Source organism: Streptomyces sp. NPDC043680 (assembly GCF_056436685.1).
This window is the reverse complement of sequence record NZ_JBWKCE010000008.1, coordinates 262,120-283,876: the sequence shown is the minus strand read 5'-3', so window position 1 is coordinate 283,876 and position 21,757 is coordinate 262,120. Positions and strand designations below refer to the sequence as shown.

The window sequence follows — 21,757 nt, the reverse complement described above, 5'->3', positions numbered from 1 at the left end:
GATGTCGGGATGCGTCCTTCGATACCGGGTTCGCCACCGTGGCGCGATGCCCCGCACCCCCGGCGAAGACCAAGGTGGGGGCATGTTCGTCGCATGGAGAGATCTACGGTTCGCGAAGGGCCGCTTCGCCCTCATGGGTTCGGTGGTCCTGCTCATCACCCTGCTGGTGGGCCTGTTGTCGGGGCTCACGGCGGGGCTGGCCCGGGAGAACACCTCGGCCGTCACCGGCCTGCCCGCCTCGCACCTGGCCTTCGCCGCACCTGCCGGGGGCCGGGAGGTGTCCTTCACCCGGTCCCAGGTGCCCGAGAAGGCCTGGCAGGCCTGGCGGGCGCAGCCGGGCGTACGGTCGGCGGAGCCGCTCGCCATCCGGACCACCGATGCCGCGGCGGGCGGGCGGACGGCCGCCGTCTCCGTCTTCGGCGTCGACCCGGCCGGCCCCCTGGCACCGCGCGGGGCCGGCCTCGCCCGGGGGCGGGTCGTCCTCACGGAGAAGGCCGCGAAGGAGCTCGGCGGCCTCACCACGGGCGCGCGGCTGAGGATCGGGCCGCTCGACCTGACCGTGGCGGCCGTCTCCGGCACCGCCGCCTACAGCCACACGCCCGTCGTGTGGACGGACCTGGGCGACTGGCAGCGCCTCGGCAACCCCGCCGCCGCGGACACCCTCGCCACCGTGGTCGCCCTCGACGCGCCGGACGCGTCCGGCGCCGCCCTCGCCGCCGGCGACCGGGCGGCGGGCACCGCGGCCCGGACCGTCGACGAGGCGCTCGGCGCCATGGGGTCCTACCAGGCCGAGAACGGCTCGCTCCAGCTGATGCGCGGCTTCCTCTTCGCCATCTCCGCCCTGGTCATAGGGGCCTTCTTCACCGTGTGGACCATCCAGCGCAGTGCGGACGTCGCCGTGCTGAAGGCCCTCGGCGCCTCCACCCCGTACCTGCTGAAGGACGCCCTCGGCCAAGCGGTCGTGATGCTCGCGATCGGCACCGGGCTCGGTACGGCGCTCGCCGCCGGGTTCGGCGCGCTGATCAGCGGCGGCGACGTGCCCTTCGTCCTCGCCACCGCGACCGTGCTGGCACCCGCCGGGATCATGATCGTGCTCGGTGCCCTCGGCGCGGCCCTGTCCATCCGGCGGATCACCGCCGTCGACCCGCTGACCGCCCTCGGGAGCGCCCGATGACCCTGCTCGTGCACGACGTCACGCTCACCTACCCGGACGGCGAGGGCCGGCTCACCGCCCTCGACCGGGTCCGGCTGGAGGTGCCCGCGGGCACCCTGACGGCGGTGATCGGGCCGTCCGGCTCCGGCAAGTCCAGCCTGCTCGCCGTCGCCGCCACCCTGGTCACCCCCGACTCGGGGCAGGTGGTGGTGGCGGGCCGGGACACGGCCCGGCTCAGCGCCGCCGAGAAGTCGGCCCTGCGCCGCGAGGAGATCGGCATCGTCTTCCAGCAGCCGAACCTGCTGGCCTCGCTCACGGCGGCCGAGCAGCTCCAGGTGATGGCGCACCTCTGCGGCCGCCCGGCGCGGGCGCTGCGCCGCCGGGCCCTGGAACTGCTCGACGCGGTGGGCCTGGCCGACAAGGCCGACAAGCGCCCCCACCAGCTCTCCGGGGGCCAGCGCCAGCGGATCAACATCGCCCGCGCCCTGATGAACGAGCCGGCGGTGCTGCTGGTCGACGAGCCCACCAGCGCCCTGGACCACGAGCGCGGAGCGGCGGTGCTCGACCTGCTCGTCACCCTCACCCGGGAGCGCTCCACGGCCACGGTCCTGGTGACCCACGACCACGCCCACCTGGACCGCATGGACCGCACCGCGACGATGGCGGACGGCCGCCTCACGCTGCCGGACAGGCAGCCGGCCCCGGCGTCCTGAGCCGCCCCCGCGGACCCCGTACGCCGCCCGGCCCGCCCGCGGCTGCGCACGCATCGGCCCCGGCGCCCCTCGAAGCGGAGGGCGCCGGGGCCGGAGTACGTCCGCAAGCCTTCAGGCGGGGCTCTGGCTCTGCAGGGCCACGGAGAGCTCGGCCGCCACGTTCTGGAGGATCGGCACGATCGAGTCCGTCAGCGCCTCGGTCACCCGGCCCGCCGGACCGGAGATCGAGATGGCGGCGGCGGTCGGCGAGTTGGGTACGGAGACCGCGAGGCAGCGGACCCCTATCTCCTGCTCGTTGTCGTCGACGGCGTACCCCACCTTGCGGACCTGCTCCAGCGCGTCGAGGAAGCCCTCGGGCGTGGTGATGGTCTTCTCGGTCGCGGCGGGCATGCCGGTGCGCGCGAGCAGGGCCCGCACCTCGTCGGCGGGCGTGTACGCGAGCAGCGCCTTGCCGACACCGGTGGAGTGCGGCAGCACCCGGCGGCCCACCTCGGTGAACATGCGCATGGAGTGCTTGGACGGCACCTGCGCCACGTAGACGATCTCGTCGCCGTCGAGCAGGGCCATGTTCGCCGTCTCGCCGGTCTCCTCGACCAGGCGGGCGAGGTAGGGCCGCGCCCAGGTGCCGAGCAGCCGCGCCGCGGACTCGCCGAGGCGGATCAGCCGGGGGCCGAGGGAGTACCGTCGATTGGGCTGCTGGCGGACGTAGCCGCACGCCACGAGGGTGCGCATCAGGCGGTGGATGGTCGGCAGGGGCAGACCGCTGGCCGCGGACAGCTCGCTGAGGCCGACCTCGCCCCCGGCGTCGGCCATCCGTTCGAGCAGGTCGAAGGCGCGCTCAAGGGACTGGACGCCACCGCCGCCGGCGGTGGTCTTGGCGGAAGCGTCGGTGGTGCTGGCGCTGGACGTCGGCACGGCGCGGTCCTTTCGGTGCTGGCAGGCAAGGAAGCAGCCTACCGGTCGGTCGGCGTCGGCCCTAGGGCCGGGGCAATACCGTCCCCGCCGGTCAGAGGCGGTTTGTCCGGGTGGCGGACGTCCTCGGGAAGTTACCCGGCCGACCCCGGGTGGTGATAGCTACATTCTGAATAGTGAAATCCTAATTCCATGCTGTGGAAACATCCAATTGCGGGGAAGCCGTGTCGGTGCTCTGTCCGGCCGCTCTTGACTGGCCCTGGATCGCGGTGAAGACTCCGTCAACAGAACGTTGAATTTCGCTCTGTGGAAGTAGATGGGGAGGTTCCGGCGTGTCCGACGACGTGGAACTGGTACTGCGCTCGACTCGCGTCATCACCCCCGAGGGGACGCGCGCCGCTTCGGTCGCCGTCGCCGCCGGGAAGATCGTCGCCGTACTGCCGCACGAGGCCGAGGTGCCCGCCGGCGCCCGCCTGGAGGACTTCGGCGACGACGTCCTGCTCCCCGGCCTGGTCGACACCCACGTGCACGTGAACGACCCGGGCCGAACCGAGTGGGAGGGCTTCTGGACCGCCACCCGCGCCGCCGCGGCCGGGGGCGTCACCACGATCCTCGACATGCCCCTCAACTCCCTTCCGCCCACCACCACCGTGGACCACCTGCGCGTCAAGCAGGAGGTCGCCCGCACCAAGGCGCACGTGGACGTCGGCTTCTGGGGCGGCGCCCTCCCGGACAACGTCAAGGACCTGCGCCCCCTGCACGACGCCGGCGTCTTCGGCTTCAAGTGCTTCCTGTCCCCGTCCGGCGTCGACGAGTTCCCCCAGCTCGACCAGGAGCAGCTGGCCACCTCGCTCGCCGAGATCACCGGCTTCGGCGGCCTGCTGATCGTGCACGCCGAAGACCCGCACCACCTGGAGTCCGCCCCGCAGACGCCCGGCCCCAAGTACACCGACTTCCTCGCCTCCCGCCCCAAGGACGCCGAGAACACCGCGATCGAGAACCTGATCGCCCAGGCAAAGCGGCTGAACGCCCGCGTGCACGTGCTGCACCTGTCCTCCTCCGACGCACTGCCGCTGATCGCCGCCGCCAAGGCCGAGGGCGTGCAGATCACCGTCGAGTCCTGCCCGCACTACCTGACCCTGACGGCCGAGGAAGTGCCGGACGGCGCCAGCGAGTTCAAGTGCTGCCCGCCCATCCGCGAGGCCGCCAACCAGGACCTCCTGTGGGACGCGCTCGCCGACGGCACCATCGACTGCATCGTCTCGGACCACTCGCCTTCCACGGCGGACCTGAAGACCGACGACTTCCTCACCGCCTGGGGCGGCATCTCCTCCCTCCAGCTCGGACTGCCGGCGATCTGGACGGAGGCGCGCCGCCGCGGCCGCACCCTGGAGGACGTGGTCCGCTGGATGTCCGCCGCCCCCGCGAACCTCGCGGGCCTGGCCCAGAAGGGCGCCATCGAGGCCGGCCGGGACGCCGACTTCGCCGTCCTGGCCCCCGAAGAGACCTTCACCGTGGACCCGGCCGAGCTGCACCACCGCAACCAGGTCACGGCGTACGCGGGCAAGACCCTGCACGGCGTCGTGAAGTCCACCTGGCTGCGCGGTGAGCGGATCGCCGACCACGGCACCCCGACCGAGCCCACCGGCCGACTCCTTGAAAGGCAGAACTGACAGTGGCACAGCGTTCGACTCCTTTGGCTTCCTTCACCGGTAACGCGAACCCCTACGGAGGCGGAGACCCGTACGCCGACTACCGCACCGCGGAGTTCCCGTTCACGCAGTTCGCCAACCTGGCCGACCGTCAGCTCGGCGCCGGTGTCATCGCCGCCAACGACGAGTTCTTCGCCCAGCGCGAGAACCTGCTGATCTCCGAGGCCGCCCACTTCGACCCCGAGGACTTCGGTCACAAGGGCAAGGTCATGGACGGCTGGGAGACCCGCCGCCGCCGCGGCGTCTCCGCCGAGCAGCCCTGGCCGACCTCCGAGGACCACGACTGGGCGCTCGTACGCCTGGGCGCCCCCGGCGTCATCCGCGGCATCGTCGTCGACACCGCCCACTTCCGCGGCAACATGCCGCAGGCCGTCTCCATCGAGGGCACCTCGGTCGAGGGCGCGCCGACCCCCGAGGAGCTCCTCGGCGACGACGTGAAGTGGACGACCCTGGTCCCGCGCACGCCCGTCGGCGGCCACGCGGCCAACGGCTTCGAGGTCGACGTCGAGCAGCGCTTCACGCACCTGCGCGTCAACCAGCACCCCGACGGCGGCATCGCCCGCCTGCGCGTCTACGGCGAGGTCCTGCCGGACCCGAAGTGGCTCGACGCGCTCGGCTCCTTCGACGTGGTCGCCCTGGAGAACGGCGGTGCCGTCCAGGACGCCTCCAACCGCTTCTACTCCCCGCCGACCAACACCATCAACCCGGGCCGCTCCCGGAAGATGGACGACGGCTGGGAGACCGCGCGCCGCCGGGACAACGGCAACGACTGGATCCGTTACCAGCTCGTCGCCGAGTCGGAGATCCGCGCCGTCGAGATCGACACCGCCTACCTCAAGGGCAACTCGGCCGGCTGGGCCTCCCTGTCCGTCAAGACGGGCGAGGAGGGGGAGTGGACCGAGTTCCTGCCGCGCACCCGCCTGCAGCCCGACACCAACCACCGGTTCGTGTTGGACACCCCGGCGGTCGGCACGCACGTGCGGATCGACATCTTCCCGGACGGCGGCTTCTCCCGCCTGCGGCTGTTCGGTTCGCTCACCGAGCAGGGCGCGGCCGCGCTGACGGCCCGCCACCAGGAGCTGGGCGGCTGACGCCGCCCGTATGACCGCCCCGGGGGCCGACACCCCCGGGGCTCGTCCGTTTCGGCCGCGCTTCCTGCGTTCATGATTGCGCGCTGCGGTTCCTGCCTGCGGTTCCTGCGTTGGGGTTCCGGTGCTGCGGTTCCTGCTCCGGGCTCCCCGCGTTGCGGTTTCCGCGGGAATCCGGCCGTGCGTCCGTGCGCGCCGCACCGGTGGGATCCGCGCCGCCCGGGAGTCTGAGCACGAGCAGCAGCAGACGACACCGCGGCGACAGCGGAACCGGACGCAAGGAGCGCACAGCCATGGGCAAGCTGACCCTCACCACCTTCCTGACCCTCGACGGCGTGATGCAGGCCCCCGGAGGCCCGGACGAGGACCGCAGCGACGGGTTCGAGTACGGCGGCTGGCTGGTGCCGTTCGCCGACCACGGGATGGAGGCCTTCGTCAAGGAGGTCTTCGACCGGGCCGGGGCCTTCCTGCTCGGCCGGCGGACGTACGAGATCTTCGCCGGGTACTGGCCGCAGGTCACCGACCCCACCGACCCGGTCGCGAGCCGTCTGAACGGCCTGCCGAAGTACGTCGCCTCGACCACGCTGACGAGCCCGGCCTGGCCCGGGACCACCGTCGTCGACGGGGAGCACCTGCAGAGCGAGATCGTGCGGGTCAAGGACGCACTGGAGGGGGAGCGGGAGCTCCAGGTGCACGGCAGCGGGCGGCTGGCGCAGTGGCTGCTGGCGCGGGACCTGGTGGACGAGCTGAACCTGCTGGTGTTCCCGGTCTTCCTGGGCGCGGGCCGCCGGCTCTTCCCGAGGGGCGGGCTGCCGACGGCCTGCGAACTGACCGGCTCGCGCACCACGCCGAACGGCACGGCGATCAACACCTACCGCCCCACGGGCCGCGCCACCTTCGGCAGCTTCTGAGCGGGCTCCGGCGCACGCGGGCTCCGGCGCACGCAGGGCCGGGCGGACGGGACCGGGTTGACGGGTCGACCCGGATGGCCGGATCGGATAGTTTCAGCGTGCATCCGTGTGAGCCGCCGAAGTCTCCACCCGCCACACGCCGTTGGAGAGCCCGGTGACCTCGTACACCCTCGTCGGACGACCCGCCGTCCCCCGCCGGGCCTGGCTCGGCGATCTGCCGGTGCTCGCCGTCGCCGTCGTATGGGGCGCGAGCTACCTCGCCGCCAAGGGGATCACCACCACGCACACGGTGGTCGCCGTGCTCGTGCTGCGCTTCTCGCTGGTGCTGCCCGTCCTCGCCGTCGCCGGCCGGCGACGCCTGCGCGCGCTCACCGGCCGGCAGCTGTGCGGGGCGGGGCTGCTCGGGCTGGTGCTCGGCGCCATCTTCCTGCTGGAGACCTACGGGGTCGTCCACACCTCCGCCACCAACGCCGGGCTGATCATCAGTCTGACCATGATCTTCACACCGCTGGCCGAGGCGGCCGTGCAGCGCAAGGCGCCGCCGGCCGCGTTCCTCGGCGCGGCCGCCGTCTCCGTCGCCGGGGTGGTGCTGCTCACCCAGCAGGGCGGATTCACCGTTCCCGGCCTCGGGGACCTGCTGATGCTCGCCGCCGCGCTCGTCCGGACCCTGAACGTGCTGCTGACCGCCCGTACCGAGGCCGTCCAGAGCGCCGACGCGCTGTCCCTGACGACCGTGCAGCTCGGCGGCGCCGTGCTCGTCTTCGCCGTACTGGCCGCCCTGCCCGGCACCGGTGAAAGCCCCTGGGCCGTCGCCCTCTCCTTCGGTCCCGGGCAATGGGCCGGACTCGTCTTCCTCTCCGTCTTCTGCACCCTGTTCGCCTTCTTCGTGCAGACCTGGGCCCTGCGCCGCACCTCGCCCTCCCGGGTCAGCCTCCTCCTCGGCACCGAACCCCTCTGGGCGGCCGTGGCCGGCATCGCCCTCGGCGGCGAACACCTGGGTGCGGCCGGCCTCGCGGGCGCTGCGCTCGTCCTCGGCGGCACCGCCTGGGGCCGCCGGGCCGTGGCCGGATGACCTGCGGCGACTGACCGGAAATCGCCGGGTCCAGCACGGAACCGCCGCCGTAATGTAGCTGCATGCCACAGCCGGACATCAGCGTGAACGACGCGCACTTCCACGCCGACCCCTACCCCTTCTACGCCCGGCTGCGCGCCGAGGGACCGGTGCACCAGGTCGAGGTCACGGCCGCCGAGTACACGCCCACCTTCCTGGTCGTCGGCTACGAGGAGGCCCGCCGGGCCCTCAACCACCCCGGCCTGTCGAAGAACTGGGCCGGCAGCGGGGTCCTGCCGGGCGTCGCGACCACCGTGGCCAACAGCAACATGCTGGAGACCGACCCGCCGCAGCACACCCGGCTGCGCCGCCTGGTCGCCCGCGAGTTCACCGCCCGCCGCGTGCAGGCCATGCGCCCGCGCGTCCAGCAGATCACCGACGAACTCCTCGACGCGATGGCCGCGCGCCCGCAGCGCACCGCCGACCTGATCAAGGCCCTGGCCTTCCCGCTGCCCATGACCGTCATCGGGGAGCTCCTCGGCGTCCCCGACCTGGACCGCGAGCGCTTCAGTTACTGGTCCAAGGAGGTCCTCGCGCCCACCTCCGTCAGGCCGAGCACCAAGGCGCACCAGAAGCTCAGCGACTACCTCGCCGAGCTCGTCGAGGCCAAGGCCAAGGAGCCCGGCGAGGACCTGCTCAGCGCCCTCATCCGGACCAGGGACGAGGACGGCGACGCGCTGTCCTCCGCCGAGCTGATCGGGATGGCCTTCCTGCTGCTGATCGCGGGCCACGAGACCACCGTCAACCTGATCTCCAACGGCACCCGCGCCCTGCTGGCCCACCCGGACCAGCTGGCCGCCCTGCGCGCCGACTACGACGGCCTCCTCGACGGCGCCGTCGAGGAGATGCTCCGCTACGACGGCCCGGTGCAGAACACCACCTACCGCTACGCCCGCGAGGCCATGGAGCTCGGCGGCACCGCCATCCCGGCCGGGGCCACCGTCCTCGTGTCGCTGGCCGGCGCGGACCGCGACCCCGACCGGTACGAAAGCCCCGACACCTTCGACATCCGGCGGGCCCCGCAGGGCCACCTCGCCTTCGGGCACGGGCTGCACTTCTGCATCGGCGCCCCGCTCGCCCGGATGGAGGGCCGCATCGCGATCCGCGGCCTGCTGGAGCGGTTCCCGGACCTGGCCGAGGACCTGTCGGGGGACCCGTTCGCGGATCCGTCGAGCTGGATCGGGGGCAGCCTGATCAGAGGCGTGACCCGGCTGCCGGTGCGCTGGTAGCCGTAACCGGTGGCCAGGAACGACACGCCGGCCTCACAGGTCCGGCAACTCCGCCATCCGGACCCGGCGCCCCTCCCGCCGCGACAGCTCGCACGCCTCCGCGATCCGCAGCGCGGCCAGCGCCTCCCGGCCGTCGCACGCATTGGGGCCCTCCCCGCGCACCAGGTGGACGAAGGCCGCCAGCTCCGCCTCGTAGGCAGGGCCGAACCGCTCCAGGAACCCCGTCCAGGGCTTGCTCGCGGGCGGCGGGCCGTGCGGTTCGGTGGAGGCGATCGGCGTCCGGTCGTCCAGCCCGGCCGAGACCTGGTCGAGCTCCCCGGCGAGCTCCATCCGCACGTCGTACCCGGCCCCGTTGCACCGCGTCCCGGTGCACGTGGCCAGGGTGCCGTCGTCCAGGGCCAGCAGGGCCGCGGCCGTGTCCACGTCGCCCAGTTCCCGGAAGCACGCCGGGCCGGCGTCCGAACCGGTGGCGTACACCTCGGCCACCTCGTGCCCGGTCACCCAGCGGACCATGTCGAAGTCGTGCACCAGGCAGTCCCGGTACAGGCCCCCGGACGTCGCCAGGTACGCGGCGGGCGGCGGCGCGGGATCCGCGGTCATCGTCCGTACGGTGTGCAGCCTCCCCAGCACCCCCGAGCGCACCAGCTCCCGGGCGGTGCGGTAGCCCGCGTCGAAGCGGCGCATGAACCCCACCTGCAGCACCCCGCGCGCGGCTTCCACCTCGCGCAGCACCGCCAGGGTCCGGGCCAGGTCCGTGGCCAGCGGCTTCTCGCAGAACACCGGCAGCCCGCCGCGCACCGCCCGGACCACCAGCTCCGCGTGCCCGTCGGTGGCGCAGGCCACGACCAGCGCGTCCACACCCCAGGTGAAGACCTGTTCCACGGAAGGGGCGGCGGTGGCGCCCAGCCGGTCGGCGACCCGTACCGCCCGCGCCGGATCCGCGTCGGCGAGCAGCAGGGAGCCGGCGTCCGGGTGGCGGGCCAGTGCCGCCGCGTGGAAGGAGCCGATACGGCCCGTTCCGATCAGCCCGATGCGCATGCACTCAACGTGACCCGCTCGGCAGGAGCTGTCAATCGGCCGGGCGGGGCCGACGGGGTCACAGGTGGCCCGGATCGCCGGGAAGCCCCCGATGACCTCACATGGTCCACTGTGGCGGATACTGAGCGGCTGGAACCGGAATGACCGCTTTGGCGGCAGCCGACCGCAGTAGCCGAGCGCAGCAGTCGACCGCAGCAGGCAGACACCGCAGGACGAGGGAAGGGCACGCAGACGTGGCTAGGGTTCGGACAGGGGTACGCGTCGTGGGCGCCGTGCTCGCGACGGTACTGGGAGCCTCCCTCGTGGGCTGCAGCAGTACGGGCGGCAAGCGCGCCGAGGACCGGGCGAAGGCCGCCGCGGCGGGCCGGCCCGCCGTCTCCACCCCGCGCTGGACCTTCGCGATGGTCACCCACGCGGGCGATGGCGACACCTTCTGGGACATCGTCCAGAAGGGCGCCAAGGAGGCCGCGGCCAAGGACAACATCAACTTCGTCTACTCCCACGACGACCAGGCACAGCAGCAGGCCCAGTTCGTGCAGAACGCCATCGACCAGAAGGTCGACGGGATCGTGGTCAGCCTGGCCAAGCCCGAGGCGCTCAAGGACGTCATCGCCAAGGCGGTCAAGGCCGGCATCCCCGTGGTCACCGTCAACTCCGGCTCCGCCCAGTCGGCCGCGTACGGCGCCCTCACCCACATCGGCCAGGACGAGGAGATCGCCGGCGAGGCGGTCGGCACCGAGCTGACCAAGCGGGGCCGCAAGAAGGCCGTCTGCGTCCTGCACGAGCAGGGCAACGTGGGGCACGAGCAGCGCTGCGCCGGGGCGAAGAAGACGTTCGCCGGGTCCGGCGGGGTCATGGAGAACCTGTACGTCGAGGGCACCAACATGCCCTCCGTCCAGGCGGCCGTCCAGGCGAAGCTCCAGGCCGACCCGTCGGTCGACGCCGTCGTCACCCTCGGCGCCCCCTTCGCCCCCACCGCCGTCAAGGCCAAGGACGCGGCGGGCAGCAAGGCCGAGGTGGACACCTTCGACCTCAACGAGGCCGTCGCCCGCGACCTGAAGTCGGGCGTGCTCGGCTTCGCCGTCGACCAGCAGCCCTACCTCCAGGGGTACGAGGCCATCGACCTGCTCTGGCTCTACCGCTACAACGCGGACGTGCTCGGCGGCGGCCGTCCGGTGCTCACCGGACCCCAGATCGTCACCGCCGCGGAATCGGCAAAGCTGGAGGAGTTCATCAAGCGGGGCAGCCGATGAGCGCGCCCGCCCTCGCCGACGAGCGCCTCGCCCCCACCTCGCTGGTGCGCCGCCTGCTGGGCCGGCCCGAGCTGGGCGCGGTGGTGGGCGCCGCCGCGGTCTTCGTCTTCTTCTGCTTCGCCGCGGACAGCTTCCTGCGGGCCGCCAGCCTGAGCACGGTCCTGTACTCGGCCTCCACCATCGGGATCATGGCGGTCCCGGTGGCCCTGCTGATGATCGGCGGCGAGTTCGACCTCTCCGCCGGCGTCATGGTCACCACGTCGGCGCTGGTCAGCTCGATGTTCAGCTACCAGATGACCGCCAACGTGTGGGTGGGCGTCGGGGTGTCCCTGCTGGTCACGCTGGCCCTCGGCTTCTTCAACGGGTTCATGCTGACCCGTACGAAGCTGCCCAGCTTCATCATCACCCTCGGCACCTTCCTGATGCTGACCGGCCTCAACCTCGGCTTCACCAAGCTGATCAGCGGCTCCGTCTCCACCAAGACCATCGCGGACATGGAGGGCTTCTCCTCCGCCCGCGCGCTGTTCGCCTCGCAGTGGAACATCGGCTCGGTCACCTTGAAGGTCACCATCCTGTGGTGGCTGGCCCTGGTCGCCGTCGCCACCTGGATCCTGCTGCGCACCCGCGCCGGAAACTGGATCTTCGCGGTCGGCGGCGGGGCGGACGCGGCCCGCGCGACGGGCGTCCCGGTCGTCAAGACCCGGATCGGCCTCTACATGGGCGTCGCCCTGTGCGCCTGGATCTCCGGCCAGCACATCCTCTTCTCGTTCGACGTCGTCCAGTCGGGCGAGGGCGTCGGCAACGAGTTCCTCTACATCATCGCGGCCGTCATCGGCGGCTGCCTGATGACCGGCGGCTACGGCTCGGCCATCGGCTCGGCCGTCGGCGCCTTCATCTTCGGCATGACCAGCAACGGCATCGTGTACGCGCAGTGGAACCCCGACTGGTTCAAGTTCTTCCTCGGCGGGATGCTCCTGCTGGCGACACTGCTCAACGCGTGGGTGCGCAAGCGGGCGGAGGCCACCAAGTGACGGCCCTGGTGAAGCTGACCGGCGTCAGCAAGTACTACGGCAACATCCGTGCGCTCCAGGGCGTCTCCCTGGAGGTCTCCGCCGGAGAGATCACCTGCGTCCTCGGGGACAACGGCGCGGGCAAGTCCACCCTCATCAAGATCATCGCGGGCCTGCACCAGCACGACGCCGGCACCTTCGAGATCGAGGGGGAGGAGACCGCCCTCGCCAACCCGCGCGCCGCCCTCGACCGCGGCATCGCGACCGTCTACCAGGACCTCGCGGTCGTCCCGCTCATGCCGGTCTGGCGCAACTTCTTCCTGGGCTCCGAGCCCACCCGGGGCCGCGGCCCCTTCCGCCGCCTCGACGTGGAGTTCATGCGCGAGACCACCCGCTCCGAACTGCTGCGCATGGGCATCGACCTGCGCGACGTCGACCAGCCCATCGGGACCCTGTCCGGCGGCGAGCGCCAGTGCGTGGCCATCGCCCGCGCCGTCTATTTCGGGGCGAAGGTCCTCGTCCTCGACGAGCCCACCGCCGCCCTCGGCGTGAAGCAGTCGGGCGTGGTCCTCAAGTACGTGGCCGCCGCCCGCGACGCGGGTCTCGGCGTGGTCCTCATCACCCACAACCCGCACCACGCCTACCTGGTCGGGAACCGCTTCGTGCTGCTCAAGCGCGGTGCGATGGCGGGCAGTCACACCCGCGACTCGATCTCCCTGGACGAGCTCACCCGGCAGATGGCGGGCGGCTCGGAGCTGGAGGAGCTGAGCCACGAACTGGAGCGGGTGGCAGAATCAGGTCCTGACCGCGCATCCGGCCCCACCCACCGCACCCCGAGGGACGACACGACTCGATGAGCACGTACCGGGACTTCACGCTCACCCACCGGTCTGCGCGAGGCACCGTCCTGCGGACCATCGGGACCCGTGAGCGCCGGTCGCACCTGACCGCCCCGCGCGTCCCGACCGTCGGCATCGACATCGGCGGCACGAAGGTGATGGCCGGCGTCGTCGACGCCGACGGGGTCATCCTGGAGAAGATCCGCGCCGAGACCCCCGACAAGTCCAAGAGCCCCAAGGTCGTCGAGGACACCATCGTCGAGCTGGTGCTCGACCTCTCCGACCGGCACGACGTCCACGCCGTGGGCATCGGCGCGGCCGGCTGGGTCGACGCCGACCGCTCCCGCGTCCTGTTCGCCCCCCACCTGGCCTGGCGCGACGAGCCGCTGCGCGACGCCCTCCAGTCCCGCCTCGCCGTCCCGGTCATGGTCGACAACGATGCCAACACCGCTGCCTGGGCCGAATGGCGCTTCGGCGCCGGCCGCGGCGAGGACCACCTCGTCATGATCACCCTGGGCACCGGCATCGGCGGTGCCATCCTGGAGGGCGGCCAGGTCAAGCGCGGCCGCTACGGGGTGGCCGGCGAGTTCGGCCACATGCAGGTCGTGCCCGGCGGCCACCGCTGCCCCTGCGGCAACCGCGGCTGCTGGGAGCAGTACAGCTCCGGGAACGCACTGGTGCGCGAGGCCCGCGAGCTGGCCGCGGCCGACTCCCCGGTCGCGTACAACATCATCGCCAGGGTCGGCGGGAACGTCCAGGAGATCACCGGGCCGCTCATCACCGAGCTGGCCCGTGAGGGCGACGCCATGTGCGTCGAGCTCTTCCAGGACATCGGCCAGTGGCTCGGGGTCGGCATCGCCAACCTCGCCGCCGCCCTCGACCCGTCCTGCTTCGTGATCGGCGGCGGCGTCAGCGCTGCCGACGACCTGCTGATCGGCCCCGCCCGGGAAGCCTTCCGGCGCCACCTCACCGGCCGCGGCTACCGGCCCGAGGCCCGGATCGCCAAGGCCCAGCTCGGCCCCGAGGCGGGTATGGTCGGCGCGGCCGACCTCGCCCGGCTCGTCGCCCGGCGCTTCCGCCGCGCCACGCGCCGGCGCGTCGAGCGCTACGAGCGCTACGCGCAGCTCGGCCGGCGCGAGGCCCCCGCCTCCCCGGACCCCGACCACCAGGACCAGCAGTGACCCCGCCCCCCGCCCCGCCCCGCCAGGCCCCCGCTCCCGAGGGGGGCGGTACGCCGCAGGCCCCCGCAGAAGACCGCAGGCACGTGGTCCGGCGCCGCTGGATCACCGCGATCATCATCCTGCTGCTCGTCGGCGTGCCCGCGGGCTACCTCGCCGTCTCGGCCCAGCAGAGCCGCGAGAGCGGCCGGGACAAGGCCGCCAAGGTCGGCGCGGCCAAGGTCCGCCCGGGCTGGCCCTCCAAGGTGCAGCGCAGCATCTACGAGGTGCCGATCCCGCCGAAGGCCTGGCGGGTGGGCTTCCTGGAGACCAACAACTGGCGCACCAGCCGCCTGTACGTGCAGTTCGCGCTCACCCCCGCCGACCTGGACACCTTCCTCGCCGACGTCGGCACCGACCGCGGGGCGCTCACCCGCGGCGTGTCGATCGGCGCCCATGACGCCGAGGTCGCCGGCTGGAGCTGGGGACCGCGGAACGCCTGGTACGGCATCACCCTGGAGCAGCCGGACCCGCGCCCCACCCGTGACGTCACCGTCGACCTCACCGACCCGCAGAAGCCGCGGGTCTACGTGGTCTCCACGGCGACTCCGTAAGCCCGCGCGGCCGGCAAGGGCCCTCAGCTCCCCGTCACGGCCTAGCCTGGGATCATGAAGCTCACCAAGCGGCTGCACTCCTGTGTCCAACTGGAGAAGGACGGGCGCGTGCTCGTCATCGACCCGGGCGCCTTCAGCGAGCCCGACGCCGGGCTCGGGGCGGACGCCCTGCTCGTCACGCACGAGCATCCCGACCACTTCGACGAGGGCCGGCTGCGGGCGGCTCTCGACGCGAACCCGGCCGCCGCACTGTGGACCCTGCGCAGCGTCGCGGAGCAGCTGGCCCCGGCCTATCCGGGCCGGGTGCACACCGTCGGCCACGGGGACGCCTTCACCGCCGCGGGCTTCGACGTCCAGGTCCACGGCGAGCTGCACGCCGTGATCCACCCGGACATGCCGCGGGTCACCAATGTCGGCTACCTCGTGGACGCCTCCCTCTTCCACCCCGGCGACGCGCTCACGGTGCCCGACGTGCCCGTCGAGACCCTGATGCTGCCGGTGCACGCCCCCTGGAACAAGGTCTCCGAGGTGATCGACTACCTCCGCGAGGTCAAGCCGCGCCGGGCCGTCGACATCCACGACGCCTACCTCGCCGACATCGCCCGGCCGATCTACGACCGGGCCCTGGACCTGCTGGGCGGCACCGACCACGGCCGCCTGGCCGCCGGGGACGCCACCGACCTCTGAGCCGCTGTCGGTGCCGGGCGGTAGGTTGGTGGGCATGCGTATCGCCACGTTCAACGTCAACTCGATCACCGCCCGGCTGCCCCGGCTGCTGGCCTGGCTGGAGAGCTCCGGCACGGATGTCCTGTGCGTCCAGGAGACCAAGTGCTCCGCCGAGCAGTTCCCGCACGACGCGCTGCGCGAGCTGGGCTACGAGTCGGCCGTCAACGCCACCGGCCGGTGGAACGGGGTGGCCCTGATCTCGCGGGTCGGCCTGGAGGACGTGGTCCCCGGGCTGCTGGGCGGCCCGGGTTACGAGGGCGTCGAGGAGCCCCGCGCGATCTCCGCCACCTGCGGCGGGGTCCGCCTGTGGTCGGTGTACGTGCCGAACGGCCGCGAGGTCGCGCACGACCACTACGGCTACAAGCTGGAATGGCTGCGCTGCCTGGCCGAGGTGGTCGCCGAAGACGCGGCCGGTCCGCGCCCGTTCGCCGTGCTCGGCGACTTCAACATCGCGCCGACCGACGAGGACGTCTTCGACCCGGCGGTCTTCGAGGGCCTCACCCACGTCACCCCCGCCGAGCGGGCCGCCCTGGAGACCCTGCGCGCCGCCGGACTGGCCGACGTGGTGCCGCGCCCCCTCAAGTACGACCGCCCGTACACGTACTGGGACTACCGCCAGCTCGCCTTCCCGAAGAACCGGGGCATGCGCATCGACCTGGTCTACGGGAACGAGGCCTTCGGCAAGGCGGTCACCGACGCCTACGTCGACCGCGAGGAGCGCAAGGGCAAGGGCGCCTCCGACCACGCCCCGGTCGTCGTGGACCTGGAGCTGGGCGCCTAGTGCTGTGACCGGAAAGGTCCACCGGGTCGCGCCGCCCGGCACGGCACCTCGCTGCGTTGTCGGACCGCGCAAGTACGTCCAGTACGAGCCGCGGGCCTCCGCCTTGCGATGCACCGCACCGGACAACGCGACCCGGCAAACCTTCCCGGCCACAGCACTAGGGGGTGCGCGCCGGCGGCGGGAGCCGGCGGAAGAAGGGTCCGCGCGCCCTGTGGCCAGCGGGGAGTCCTGGTGCCAGGCTGGGTGGCATGAACATCCCTTTCCTGGACAACTGGCTGAACCGGCGTGGAACGGAACGGGGTACCGGACTCGCGGCCGCCCTCGCCGACGACCCCGAGGGCATCACCGAGTTGTTCTCGGAATGCGAGATGCTGCGCGTCCAGGCTCGGGCGGCGGGGCTCGAACTCGACGAGAGCCCCCGCTCATTGGAGGCCCTGGACCAGCTGATGCCGCGCTGGCGGCGTGATCCCGAGCTCGTCCCCTGGCTCGGCAACGACGCGGGCTTCTACCTCGGAACCGTGATCATCCGCTCCCGGCACGGCGCCTGCTGGCAGGTGTGGCCGAACGGCCAGCCGGTGATCCGGCTGGCCTCGGGCCGCGAGCTGAACGTGGTGGAGTGGGGAGTCTCCTGGGCGATGACGGGCTCACCCGAACTCTCCCAGGCCTACGCCGAAGCCTCCGAGGCCTGACCCCCGCCCCCCTCAGGCCGGCACACCGTCCCGGTGCGCGGGCAGCACCCCTTGCCCGGGGGGACTCACCGGCGGCTCGGCCCTGGTGGAGTAGGTGATCTGCGTCAGGCTCAGGGAGGACGGGCCGCCGAACTCGTTGCGTTCGAGGATGTACGGCTTGCCCTCCGCTGCCACGGATTCCGTGATGACGCCGCCCCCGGCCCCGGGCGTCTTGAAGACGGCCACCGGACGCGTGTCCACGTGCGACGCGGAGTCCAGGACGGTGGCCGAGCGGTCGAGCGAGAACGGAGCCATCGGACGGGCCGCCTCGCACACGGCGGTGACCGGCCGCACCAACGGATCCGAAGCCCCGAAGCCGACCCAGCTGCCTCGCAGCCGGTCCCGCTCGCCGGGGTCGGCGAACAGGCTCTCCAGGTAGCCTTCATCGGCCTTCACGTACACCCGGTCCCCGACCACGAGCGCATGGGCCGTCCCCGCCCTGGGGAAGACCAGCTCTCCCTCGCAGTTGCCCCGAACGTCGATCCGCAGGCCGCCCGACACCGAGCGCCCGTCGTCCAGGGTCAGGTGCGCCGTCACCCCCGTCTCCCGCACCCGCTCGGTCGCCTTGCGGGCTTTTGCGAAGACGTCGGCGGCGGTGGGTGTGGAGGATCCGCACGCCGTGAGGACGAGCGACGTGGCGCATGCGAGTGCGGGCAGGGCGAAGCGGTCGGTGCGGATGATGTCCCCCGGTGTTGACGTGTACCGGGAGGGTACACAGCCGCCGGAGCCGGGGCTCACCGGGATGTTTCATCACCACGTGGGCTTTATACCGTCTTTAGGCGTGTCGAGGCGAAGTGCCTTTCTCCGGCTGGATAGTTTGCGCTGACCTTGAGACACCGACACGTGGGCAGGGCAGCGTATGGCCGTCGAGCCGTTGATCGAGCTGCGGGACGTCAACAAGTACTTCGGGGACCTCCACGTCCTCCAGGACATCAACCTCACCGTCGGCCGCGGGGAGGTGGTGGTGATCATCGGCCCGTCCGGTTCGGGCAAGTCCACCCTGTGCCGGGCCGTCAACGGACTGGAGCCCGTCGAATCCGGCACCATCACCCTGGAAGGCCGGCCGCTGCCGGCCGAGGGCAAGGAGCTGGCCGCACTGCGCGCCGACGTCGGCATGGTCTTCCAGTCCTTCAACCTCTTCGCCCACAAGACCGTCCTCGCCAACGTCTCGCTCGCGCAGACCAAGGTCCGGAAACGGAAGAAGGAGGAGGCGGACGAGCGCTCCCGGGAGCTGCTGGAGCGCGTCGGGCTCGCCGACCAGGCGCCGAAGTACCCCGCCCAGCTCTCCGGCGGGCAGCAGCAGCGCGTCGCCATCGCCCGCGCCCTGGCCATGAACCCCAAGGCGCTCCTGTTCGACGAACCCACCTCCGCCCTCGACCCGGAGATGATCAATGAGGTGCTGGAGGTCATGCAGCAGCTGGCCGCCGAGGGCATGACCATGGTCGTGGTGACCCACGAGATGGGCTTCGCCCGTTCCGCCGCCAACCGCGTGGTGTTCATGGCCGACGGGAGGATCGTCGAGGACCGCGTCCCGGAGGCCTTCTTCACCGCTCCCGAGAGCGACCGGGCCAAGGACTTCCTCTCCAAGATCCTCAAGCACTGAGGGGCCGGCCGATGAGCGCGCCCGCCCGGCGGCGCAGCCCGACGGCCGGGGCGGTCGGTGTCGCCGCGGCCGAACCCGGAACGGTGCTGCCGGGCGCACGCCAGTAGCTCCGAAGAGCCGCCCCGCCCGGCAGCAGCCGCAGATCACTTCTCGCGCAGAGGTACCGAGACGTACGAGGGATCGGTGCGCGGCGAGGAGAAGGTCAGCTGCGCGCCGGTGGGGTTGTGCTCGATGTAGAGGGGGTCGACGGTGTCGACGACGAGGGCGAGCCGGTGGCCCGCGGGGACGTCGTAGGCGGTCGAGAACAGCTCCAGGTCCACGCCGAAGGCCTGGCCGGGCGCCTCGTCGTGGAAGGTGTACGGGGCGTTGCCGACCAGCTTGCCGATGCCGAGCGGACCGACGTCGTACAGGTAGGCGACGAAGGTGCCGCCCGCCTTGGTGGGGGTGACGGTGGTGTGGAGCTTCACCGTGCCGCGGATGCGGCGTTCGGTGGCGTGGCGCTCCGACTGCCAGACGGCGGCGAACGCGCGGGGCGGCAGCGGGATCGAGGCGACCGGGGGAGCCTGGGCGAACTGGTCGAGGATGCTGGAGAGGAAGAGGATCCCGCCGTCGGCGCCGGAGTCCAGGTTGGCGAAGACGTGCTCGCTGTCGGAGAGCGCGAGCTTCTCGCTGCCGCCGGAGCCGACCGACTTCCAGTCGGCGTATCCCTCACAGCCGTCGCTGCTGCGGGATTTGGTCTGCACCGGGGCTTCGGTGTCGACGCCGTTGCGCTCGCCCTTGAGGTGGCGGTCGAACCACCGGTGGGCGTTGGTCCAGGTGTCGTCGGGCAGGCCGAGCAGGCCGGTGCCCTCGGCGGTGGCGTGGTCGCCGGGGCGGAACTCCAGCCGCTTGGGCCCGGTCAGCTTCTCGAAGAAGGAGGCGTACTGGTTGGGTGGGAAGATGGTGTCGCCCCACGCGTTGCCCAGCATGATCGCGGCGCCGTTGGCGTTGATCCGGTCCAGTTGCGCGGCGGCCGAGCGCTTGCGGCCCCACTCGATCATCTGCTGCTCCCGGTCGAGCCGGGAGCCGAGGAAGTCGCCGAGGACCTGCTGGAGTTCGGGGCCGGGGCGGCCGGTGAGGTATCCGGCGGCGCCGAGCATCCCGGCGGCCTGGAGGTGCTGGGTGCGGCCCGAGTAGATGGACTCGATGAGGTCGGCCCAGCCGCTGAGCGCGACCACGGCCTTGATCCGGGGATCGTGCGCGGAGGCGAGCAGGCTGATGCCCGCGCCGTACGAGACCCCGCCCACGCCGATGCGGCCGGCGTCGGCGGGGGTGTGGGCCAGGGCCCAGTCGATGACGGCCGAGACGTCCGCGATGTCCGGCGGGCCGGCCACCTCGATCTGTCCGCCGGAGAGCCAGAAGCCCCGGGAGGTGTAACCGACCACCACGTAGCCCTCGTCGGCGAGCGCCTTGGCCTGGGCGAGGTATTCGATCTGCGGCATGCCCCAGCTGGTGGGGAGCACGATCAGCGGGTACGTCCGGCCGGCCTGGGCGCCGGCCGGGGTGAAGACGTTGCCCATGAGGGTGATGCCGCCGGAGCCGGGGATGTCGTGGAAGGACGGCCCCGACGGGGCGTCGGCGGAGGCCGTGACGGTGGCTGCGGGCGCCGCCTGGGCCTGGTGGGGGGCCAGGCCCAGGGCGGTTGCCGCCAAGACGACTGCCACGGCAGCCGCGGTGCTGGGGACCATCAATCGCTCCCGGTGCGCCGGTGTCAAAGTGACCCGACGGTAACCGGGACGCGTTACCGGAGGTAACCCATGGGTGAGTCACGCACTGGTAATGACGGCTGATGGTCAAGGGCGCGGATCAGCCGTTCTGGGACGTGGTGCCGGTGCCGCCGCCGTTCCCGGCGAGGGCGCTCTTCGCCTTCCACTCGTCCCAGGACAGGTTCCACTCGCCGTAGCCGTTGCCGAGGTCGGCCTTGCCCTTGGAGCCGTCCCCGGTGACCTCGACCAGGTCGCCGACCTGGGCCTGGGCGAAGAGGGCCTTCGCGTCGGAGTCGCTCATCCCCACGCAGCCGGAGCTGACGTTGGCGCGGCCGAAGTTGCCGGCGTTCCACGGAGCGGCGTGGATGTACATGCCCGACCAGGTCACCCGCATCGAGTAGTCGACCATCTTGTCGTAGGAGTCGCCCAGCCCCACCGTCTGGGAGTCCATCCGGATGGTGCCCTCCTTGGTCATCAGCACCATCTTCCCGGACCAGGAGGCCTTCTTGCCGCCGGGCGTGCCCGCCGAGACGGGGATGGTCTTCACCGCCTGGCCGTCCTCGGTCACCGTCATCTGGCGGGTGTCGAGGTCGACCTGCAGGCGCCGGTCCTTGCCGATCTTGAACTCGGTGTTGTAGTCCTTGACGAACATGCCGCCGCCCTGGCCCGAGTCCACCCCGTTGAGGTTCATCTCGACCTTGACGTCGGTGCCGGACTTCCAGTATTCCTTCGGCCGCCAGTCCACCCGGTCGTTGCCCGTGTAGTCCTTGAACCAGCCCCAGGAGCCCTCGGTGTTGTTCGAGGTGGTGACCTTCAGGTGCTTCTCGACCTCGGCCTTGTTCTTCACCGGGTTGTCGAAGACGATCGAGATGGGCTGGGCGATGCCCACCACCGGCGTGGCCTTGCCCGGGTTGATCGTCACCTTGTTCACCTTGTCCGCGGCGGCCGTCTTGAACTGGGCGCTCGCGCTCTGGCTGTCGGTGTTCTGCGCCTCGACCTTGTAGTCCGTGCCCGGCGAGGCATTGCGCTCGGAGGTCCACGTCCTGCCGTCATCGGCTATTTTGCCGGGCAGTTCGCCGCCCTTGCCGTCGGACACCTTCACCAGGGACAGCTTGCCCTCGGCGAGGGTCACCTTCACCGGCTCGCCGGGCTTCGCCTGATCGCCCGTGAGGTTCACGGATATCGCCATGTCCGGCTTCTTCTTCATCTCCGCCTCGCCGGACCCGCTCCCACTGTCGCCCGAGCCGCCCCCGCAGGCGGTCAGCGCGGCGGCCATGAGTGCGGTCCCGGCCAGCATGGCGTGGCGACTGCGTGCGGTGCGGCGTGTGCGGCTCAACGAAAACCCCTCCAAGTGATGACCGTGCGCAAAAGGAGATGCGAACGGCACGACTGTAGGTTGCGCAATCAGCCGAAAAGATCCGACTTTCGGTTGTG

The 21,757-nt window shown here is 71.8% G+C and carries 21 protein-coding genes; 16 read left to right on the top strand and 5 right to left on the bottom strand.

Going from position 1 to position 21,757, the window contains the following annotated elements; all coding sequences use genetic code 11:
* Positions 1-82 precede the first annotated feature (82 nt).
* Positions 83-1,174, top strand: coding sequence for an ABC transporter permease (locus AC0666_RS19280; protein WP_468968621.1), 1,092 nt, complete (start codon positions 83-85; stop codon positions 1,172-1,174).
* A complete protein-coding gene (locus AC0666_RS19275; protein WP_468968622.1) occupies positions 1,171-1,866 on the top strand; it encodes an ABC transporter ATP-binding protein in 696 nt (231 codons plus the stop codon). The genes AC0666_RS19280 and AC0666_RS19275 overlap by 4 nt, the downstream gene beginning before the upstream one ends.
* 111 nt (positions 1,867-1,977) lie before the next feature.
* Here the strand turns inward: AC0666_RS19275 and AC0666_RS19270 are convergent, their stop codons facing one another.
* Positions 1,978-2,781 (bottom strand): IclR family transcriptional regulator, encoded by an 804-nt coding sequence (locus AC0666_RS19270; protein WP_468968625.1) that lies wholly within the window; start codon positions 2,779-2,781, stop codon positions 1,978-1,980.
* Between the two features lie 329 nt (positions 2,782-3,110).
* Here AC0666_RS19270 and allB point away from each other — a divergent pair, with 329 nt between their 5' ends.
* The 5 genes from allB to AC0666_RS19245 all read left to right on the top strand — a co-directional run bounded on the left by allB (position 3,111) and on the right by AC0666_RS19245 (position 8,829).
* Complete coding sequence (gene allB, locus AC0666_RS19265) at positions 3,111-4,451, top strand: allantoinase AllB (protein ID WP_468968628.1); 1,341 nt, start codon at positions 3,111-3,113, stop codon at positions 4,449-4,451.
* Between the two features lie 2 nt (positions 4,452-4,453).
* Positions 4,454-5,581, top strand: coding sequence for an allantoicase (alc, locus tag AC0666_RS19260; RefSeq protein ID WP_468968631.1), 1,128 nt, complete (start codon positions 4,454-4,456; stop codon positions 5,579-5,581).
* A gap of 290 nt (positions 5,582-5,871) precedes the next feature.
* Positions 5,872-6,489, top strand: a complete 618-nt coding sequence (locus AC0666_RS19255; RefSeq protein WP_468968633.1) for a dihydrofolate reductase family protein — start codon at positions 5,872-5,874, stop codon at positions 6,487-6,489.
* Between the two features lie 154 nt (positions 6,490-6,643).
* A complete protein-coding gene (locus tag AC0666_RS19250) occupies positions 6,644-7,561 on the top strand; it encodes a DMT family transporter (RefSeq protein WP_478707983.1) in 918 nt (305 codons plus the stop codon).
* Between the two features lie 62 nt (positions 7,562-7,623).
* Positions 7,624-8,829: a cytochrome P450 family protein gene (locus tag AC0666_RS19245; RefSeq protein WP_468968638.1), complete on the top strand. Its 1,206-nt coding sequence runs from the start codon at positions 7,624-7,626 to the stop codon at positions 8,827-8,829.
* Positions 8,830-8,862: 33 nt separating this feature from the next.
* On the opposite strand, the gene AC0666_RS19240 is transcribed toward AC0666_RS19245, so the two are convergent.
* Positions 8,863-9,867, bottom strand: coding sequence for a Gfo/Idh/MocA family protein (locus AC0666_RS19240; RefSeq protein ID WP_468968641.1), 1,005 nt, complete (start codon positions 9,865-9,867; stop codon positions 8,863-8,865).
* A 233-nt stretch (positions 9,868-10,100) separates the two neighbouring features.
* Between AC0666_RS19240 and AC0666_RS19235 the strand changes: the two genes are divergently transcribed.
* From AC0666_RS19235 to AC0666_RS19200, 8 genes are all read left to right on the top strand, one after another.
* Positions 10,101-11,120: a sugar ABC transporter substrate-binding protein gene (locus tag AC0666_RS19235; protein WP_468581015.1), complete on the top strand. Its 1,020-nt coding sequence runs from the start codon at positions 10,101-10,103 to the stop codon at positions 11,118-11,120.
* Positions 11,117-12,151 (top strand): ABC transporter permease, encoded by a 1,035-nt coding sequence (locus tag AC0666_RS19230; protein ID WP_361711484.1) that lies wholly within the window; start codon positions 11,117-11,119, stop codon positions 12,149-12,151. The genes AC0666_RS19235 and AC0666_RS19230 overlap by 4 nt, the downstream gene beginning before the upstream one ends.
* The gene (locus AC0666_RS19225) at positions 12,148-12,987 is read left to right on the top strand and encodes an ATP-binding cassette domain-containing protein (RefSeq protein ID WP_469155567.1); all 840 of its coding nucleotides are present in this window, start codon (positions 12,148-12,150) and stop codon (positions 12,985-12,987) included. Before AC0666_RS19230 ends, AC0666_RS19225 begins: the two co-directional genes overlap by 4 nt.
* Positions 12,984-14,150 (top strand): ROK family glucokinase, encoded by a 1,167-nt coding sequence (locus AC0666_RS19220; protein WP_468968650.1) that lies wholly within the window; start codon positions 12,984-12,986, stop codon positions 14,148-14,150. The genes AC0666_RS19225 and AC0666_RS19220 overlap by 4 nt, the downstream gene beginning before the upstream one ends.
* Complete coding sequence (locus AC0666_RS19215; protein ID WP_468581012.1) at positions 14,147-14,740, top strand: hypothetical protein; 594 nt, start codon at positions 14,147-14,149, stop codon at positions 14,738-14,740. The genes AC0666_RS19220 and AC0666_RS19215 overlap by 4 nt, the downstream gene beginning before the upstream one ends.
* 54 nt (positions 14,741-14,794) lie before the next feature.
* The gene (locus AC0666_RS19210; protein ID WP_361711477.1) at positions 14,795-15,427 is read left to right on the top strand and encodes an MBL fold metallo-hydrolase; all 633 of its coding nucleotides are present in this window, start codon (positions 14,795-14,797) and stop codon (positions 15,425-15,427) included.
* Positions 15,428-15,461: 34 nt separating this feature from the next.
* Entirely contained in the window at positions 15,462-16,247 is a 786-nt protein-coding gene (locus AC0666_RS19205; RefSeq protein ID WP_361711475.1) for an exodeoxyribonuclease III, read from the top strand.
* Positions 16,248-16,495: 248 nt separating this feature from the next.
* The gene (locus tag AC0666_RS19200) at positions 16,496-16,936 is read left to right on the top strand and encodes a DUF6278 family protein (RefSeq protein ID WP_468968655.1); all 441 of its coding nucleotides are present in this window, start codon (positions 16,496-16,498) and stop codon (positions 16,934-16,936) included.
* 12 nt (positions 16,937-16,948) lie between these two features.
* Here AC0666_RS19200 and AC0666_RS19195 read toward each other — a convergent pair whose 3' ends face one another.
* Positions 16,949-17,713 (bottom strand): hypothetical protein, encoded by a 765-nt coding sequence (locus AC0666_RS19195; RefSeq protein WP_468968658.1) that lies wholly within the window; start codon positions 17,711-17,713, stop codon positions 16,949-16,951.
* 121 nt (positions 17,714-17,834) lie between these two features.
* Between AC0666_RS19195 and AC0666_RS19190 the strand changes: the two genes are divergently transcribed.
* Positions 17,835-18,578, top strand: a complete 744-nt coding sequence (locus AC0666_RS19190; RefSeq protein ID WP_478707982.1) for an amino acid ABC transporter ATP-binding protein — start codon at positions 17,835-17,837, stop codon at positions 18,576-18,578.
* 143 nt (positions 18,579-18,721) lie between these two features.
* On the opposite strand, the gene AC0666_RS19185 is transcribed toward AC0666_RS19190, so the two are convergent.
* On the bottom strand, positions 18,722-20,305 hold the full coding sequence (locus tag AC0666_RS19185) for a CocE/NonD family hydrolase (RefSeq protein WP_478707981.1): 1,584 nt from the start codon (positions 20,303-20,305) through the stop codon (positions 18,722-18,724).
* Positions 20,306-20,423: 118 nt separating this feature from the next.
* Complete coding sequence (locus AC0666_RS19180) at positions 20,424-21,659, bottom strand: L,D-transpeptidase (RefSeq protein ID WP_478707980.1); 1,236 nt, start codon at positions 21,657-21,659, stop codon at positions 20,424-20,426.
* Between the last annotated feature and the right edge of the window lie 98 nt (positions 21,660-21,757).

Excerpts from the sequence above, each read along its gene's own strand:
- AC0666_RS19280 (WP_468968621.1), top strand. The coding sequence starts at position 83 with ATGTTCGTCGCATGGAGAGATCTACGGTTCGCGAAGGGCCGCTTCGCC.
- AC0666_RS19275 (WP_468968622.1), top strand. The coding sequence starts at position 1,171 with ATGACCCTGCTCGTGCACGACGTCACGCTCACCTACCCGGACGGCGAG.
- AC0666_RS19255 (WP_468968633.1), top strand. The coding sequence starts at position 5,872 with ATGGGCAAGCTGACCCTCACCACCTTCCTGACCCTCGACGGCGTGATG.
- AC0666_RS19245 (WP_468968638.1), top strand. The coding sequence starts at position 7,624 with ATGCCACAGCCGGACATCAGCGTGAACGACGCGCACTTCCACGCCGAC.
- AC0666_RS19240 (WP_468968641.1), bottom strand. The coding sequence starts at position 9,867 with ATGCGCATCGGGCTGATCGGAACGGGCCGTATCGGCTCCTTCCACGCG.
- AC0666_RS19230 (WP_361711484.1), top strand. The coding sequence starts at position 11,117 with ATGAGCGCGCCCGCCCTCGCCGACGAGCGCCTCGCCCCCACCTCGCTG.
- AC0666_RS19220 (WP_468968650.1), top strand. The coding sequence starts at position 12,984 with ATGAGCACGTACCGGGACTTCACGCTCACCCACCGGTCTGCGCGAGGC.
- AC0666_RS19210 (WP_361711477.1), top strand. The coding sequence starts at position 14,795 with ATGAAGCTCACCAAGCGGCTGCACTCCTGTGTCCAACTGGAGAAGGAC.
- AC0666_RS19205 (WP_361711475.1), top strand. The coding sequence starts at position 15,462 with ATGCGTATCGCCACGTTCAACGTCAACTCGATCACCGCCCGGCTGCCC.
- AC0666_RS19200 (WP_468968655.1), top strand. The coding sequence starts at position 16,496 with ATGAACATCCCTTTCCTGGACAACTGGCTGAACCGGCGTGGAACGGAA.
- AC0666_RS19190 (WP_478707982.1), top strand. The coding sequence starts at position 17,835 with ATGGCCGTCGAGCCGTTGATCGAGCTGCGGGACGTCAACAAGTACTTC.
- AC0666_RS19185 (WP_478707981.1), bottom strand. The coding sequence starts at position 20,305 with ATGGTCCCCAGCACCGCGGCTGCCGTGGCAGTCGTCTTGGCGGCAACC.